At 72.4% G+C, this 3,978-nt stretch carries 4 protein-coding genes and 1 pseudogene; 3 read left to right on the forward strand and 2 right to left on the reverse strand.

Annotation, left to right across the window (positions count from 1 at the left end; genetic code table 11):
- Positions 1-121: 121 nt before the first annotated feature.
- Positions 122-877, reverse strand: coding sequence for a hypothetical protein (locus ACFW2E_RS25985; RefSeq protein WP_384469486.1), 756 nt, complete (start codon positions 875-877; stop codon positions 122-124).
- 205 nt (positions 878-1,082) lie between these two features.
- Here ACFW2E_RS25985 and ACFW2E_RS25990 point away from each other — a divergent pair, with 205 nt between their 5' ends.
- Positions 1,083-1,478 (forward strand): luciferase family protein, encoded by a 396-nt coding sequence (locus ACFW2E_RS25990; RefSeq protein WP_384469487.1) that lies wholly within the window; start codon positions 1,083-1,085, stop codon positions 1,476-1,478.
- A 57-nt stretch (positions 1,479-1,535) separates the two neighbouring features.
- On the opposite strand, the gene ACFW2E_RS25995 is transcribed toward ACFW2E_RS25990, so the two are convergent.
- Positions 1,536-2,315, reverse strand: coding sequence for a DeoR/GlpR family DNA-binding transcription regulator (locus ACFW2E_RS25995; protein ID WP_384469488.1), 780 nt, complete (start codon positions 2,313-2,315; stop codon positions 1,536-1,538).
- 125 nt (positions 2,316-2,440) lie between these two features.
- Between ACFW2E_RS25995 and ACFW2E_RS26000 the strand changes: the two genes are divergently transcribed.
- Together ACFW2E_RS26000 and ACFW2E_RS26005 are read left to right on the forward strand one after the other, a co-directional pair.
- Positions 2,441-3,322 (forward strand): SIS domain-containing protein, encoded by an 882-nt coding sequence (locus tag ACFW2E_RS26000; protein ID WP_384469489.1) that lies wholly within the window; start codon positions 2,441-2,443, stop codon positions 3,320-3,322.
- A gap of 23 nt (positions 3,323-3,345) precedes the next feature.
- A pseudogene (locus ACFW2E_RS26005) lies at positions 3,346-3,906 on the forward strand (class II fructose-bisphosphate aldolase); the annotation flags it as partial.
- Positions 3,907-3,978: the final 72 nt, after the last annotated feature.

Raw genomic sequence — 3,978 nt, forward strand, 5'->3', positions numbered from 1 at the left:
GGCCCGTTAGTCCCGGGCGGCGCCCCTGTGGGGGCGGCCCGGGCGGGGGGGGCGGGGGGGGGGGGGGCCGGGGCCCCACCAGTCGACCCGCCGCCTGACGCGGCACCAGGCGGCCAGCGCGTCAGACGTCACGGTAGGGCCGCTCCCCGGTGACGCGTATCGCCAGACTCTCTCCCACGGAGTCCACCAGGGTCTGCTTCGGCGTGGTCCAGCTGGCGAACCGGCCGCCGATCGCCTCGTCGACCGCCCTCACGACGTCCTCCTCCGAGTCCACCCCGGCCGAGGACAGATACCAGGCGAGCACCCGCCGGCACAGTCCGTACCAGCCGTCCTCCGCGCCCGTTCGGTCCACCACCAGGGTCACCAGCCGGGTGGCCGCCCGCTCCAGGTACCAGCTGCGGTCCTCGGCGTCCGCGTCGGGCGGCGGGGCGAGCCGGGCGAACCTCTCGGCCAGTTCCTCCAGCCAGTCGCGCCACTCGAGGAGCGCGGCCACGATCCGGGCGGCGGTTGGTCCGGGCTCCCGCACCGAGTGGGCGACGCAGCACCAGCTGACGACCACACCCCCGCCACCGCCCTCGCCGACGGCCCAGTGCCAGCCGCAGGTCCACCTGCCGTAGCGGGCCCCGAGGAGTTCGGTGACCGAGTGGTAGAAGTGCCAGCCCGCCATGCCCTGTTCAGCGGTTCGGTCCGCGGGCACCATCGAGGCGATCAGCGCGGTGAGCCGGGCCTTCTCCGCCTCGTCCCAGGAGAAGGGGTTGCGGTCCGGATCGGCGGCGGACCAGGGGAGGGAGCCCGGCCGGAGTTCGAGGTCGATGGACGTGACGTACCTCCGTGGAACAGCGGGTCGAGAACGACCGGTCGATGATGCCCGGGCCACAGGGGCCTGTCATCCGGATTTTCCCGCGCACCTCGAGCACCCCTGGCCCCGCGGCGGCTTCGGCGGTGCGCGCGTGGCGAAGGCGTCGAGTCCGGTGCCGAATCGGACAGACCACCGGTACGGCTTCGGACAGACCGCGGATACAGCTCGGTTAATGCTTGCTCACGTGCTGGTTGCGCAAGAGTGAGCGGTCCATGATGGGCCCATGACGTTGGCCTCGCGTGCTCTCGCGCAACTGGCGACCTGGCCGGACCTCAGACAAGCCGTGCCGAGCTGTGGCCTCGGGCGGGCGCTCAGCTCGGACCGGGGCGAGATCGCCCACTTCCATTCGGAGCGGGACGTCGACCTGCATCTGACGGACCGTGCCGTCCGGCGTTTCGCCAAGGACCTCAACGGCTCGGGGGCGATCCGGGTCGTCCCGGGTTCGCAGTGGGTGACGATACGTCTCGACGCCGCGAGCGACGTCGATCTGCTGATGACCCTGGTGAGCGTTGCCCTCAAGGCCCAGTCGGCGTGGCCCGATCCCGACGGACGGCCCGAGGTGGGCTGCAACGACCAGCGGGGCGCTGGGTTCGTGCGGGCGGAACACGGCGCGGTCTGACGGACGCCGCCTGCCCGGTCGTCTCCCGGCGCGATCCGACGCCGCCCCGCCGGGCCGTCACACGGTCACGACCCGGATCCCCGCCTCCTCGAACCGGCGCACGGTGTCCGGCCCGGCCGCCGTGTCCGTGACGAGCGTGTCCACCAGCTCGGCCGCGCAGATCCGGGCGAACGCCCGGCGGCCCAGTTTGCTCGAGTCGGCTGCGACGATCACTCGTTCGGCTCGTTCGCACAGCAGCCGGTTGACCGAGGCCTCCGCCTCGTCGTGCGCCGCCGCACCGTGCGTGACGTCGAACGCCACCACTCCCAGCACCGCCGCGTCGAGCGTGATCTGGCCCAGCACGCCGTCCGCCAGCGGCCCGATGAGCTCGTACGACTGGGGCCGTGCGACTCCACCCGTCACCACGATCTTGAACTGCGGCCGTACTGCCAGTTCGTTGGCGATGTTGAGGGCGTTGGTGACGACGGTCAGCGCCGGTGAGCCGACGGCGAGGTCGCCGCGCACGGCCAGCGCCCGGGCCACCTCCGTCGTGGTGGTGCCGCCGGTCAGGCCCACTGCCTCGCCCGGCGCGACCAGTTCCGCCACGGCCTTGGCGATGCGCTGCTTCTCCGAGGCGTGACGGGCCGTCTTGTAGCGCAGCGGCAGTTCGTACGACACCCCGTGCACGACCGCCCCGCCCCTGGTCCGCACCAGCATCTGCTGCTCGGCCAGCTGGTCGAAGTCCCGGCGGATCGTCGCGGCCGACACCGACAGCTCGGTCGCCGCTTCCTCGACCTCCAGCCGGCCGCGCTCGACGAGCAGTTCCAGCAGCGTCTGCCAGCGGGCGTCGCGCGACATCCGGAGCCTCCGTTCCTCGATCCTCCGCGACCCTAGCGCACCCCGCCTCAGCAGGAATGCTTGATTGTGCTTGAAAGTCGGCGATATCTTGCAAGAAAAATCAGCAGCGTGGGGAGGGGCACGGCATGACTCATGTCGAGGACGAGCTGAACAGCCAGCCCGAGTGCTGGATACGGGCGGCAGCGGAGGCTGACCGGCACCGGGGGGCGCTGCCCGGGCGGGGGGAGCGGGCCGCGATCGTCGGCTGCGGCACCTCGTACTTCATGGCGCAGGCGGCCGCGGCCCTGCGCGAAGGCGCGGGACTGGGCGAGACGGACGCCTTCGCGGCGTCCGAGTTCCCGTACGGGCGCGGGTACGACCGTGTCGTCGCCCTCACCCGCTCCGGCACCACCACCGAAGTCCTCGACCTGCTCGGCAGGCTGAGGGGACACACCCGCACCACCGCGGTCACCGCGGACCCGGACACGCCCGTGATGACGGCCGCCGACGAGGCCGTCGTGCTGGACTTCGCGGACGAACGGTCCGTCGTGCAGACCCGGTTCGCCACCAGCGCGCTCACCCTGCTCCGCGCCCACCTCGGCCTGCACACCGAGGCCGCCGTGGCCGACGCCCGTGCCGCGCTGTCCGCACCTCTGCCGCAAGGACTGGTCGACTGCCGCCAGTTCACCTTCCTCGGCCGCGGCTGGACCGTCGGACTGGCGAACGAGGCCGGGCTCAAGATGCGCGAGGCCTCACTGTCCTGGACCGAGGCCTATCCGGCGATGGAGTACCGGCACGGCCCCGTCAGCATCTCCACCCGGGGCACGGCGACCTGGATGCTGGGCGAGGCGCCCGCCGGACTGGCCGAACAGGTGCGTGCCACGGGCGGGTTGTGGATCGAGGGCTCACTCGACCCGCTCGCCGAACTCGTCCGCGCCCAGCGCCTCGCGGTGGCCGTCGCCGCCCGCCGCGACCTGGACCCCGACCGGCCCCGTCACCTCACCCGCTCGGTGATCCTCGCCCCCTGACCCCCGAACCGGGAGGACAAGCCGTGCCCCTCGCACTCACCGGCGACCTCGTCACCCGCGCCGCCGAGGCCCGCTCCGCCGTCGCCGCCTTCAACATCATCACGCTCGAACACGTCGAGGCCGTCATCGCCGGTGCCGAGGCGGCCGGCGCCCCCGTGGTCCTCCAGGTCAGCGAGAACGCCGTCAGATTCCGCTACGGACGCCTGCTCCCGCTGGCCCGTGCCGCCGTCGTCGCGGCCGAACGCGCCTTCGTGCCGGTGGCGTTGCACCTCGACCATGTGCAGAGCGACGACCTGCTGCGCCAGGCACCCGGCGCCGGCTTCGGCTCCGTGATGTACGACGCGGCCCGTCTGCCGTACGCCGAGAACCTCGCCGCGACCCGCGCCGCCGTGGGCTGGGCGCATGCCCAGGGGCTCTGGATAGAGGCCGAGTTGGGCCAGATCGGCGGAAAGGCCGGACAGGGCGGACGGGCCGGGACCGATGTGCGGCCGCTCGACGCCCACGCGCCCGGCGCCCGCACCGACCCCGCCGAGGCGCGGGCCTTCGTCGCCGACTCCGGCGTGGACGCCCTGGCCGTGGCCGTGGGCAGCGCCCCCCCCAAGACCAGTCTCTTATAAACAAAATACGCAGCCGACGACAAATCAAATGTATAAAAA

The sequence above is a fragment of the Streptomyces sp. NPDC058964 genome (assembly GCF_042741275.1).
In the GTDB taxonomy this organism is placed as follows: Bacteria; Actinomycetota; Actinomycetes; order Streptomycetales; family Streptomycetaceae; genus Streptomyces.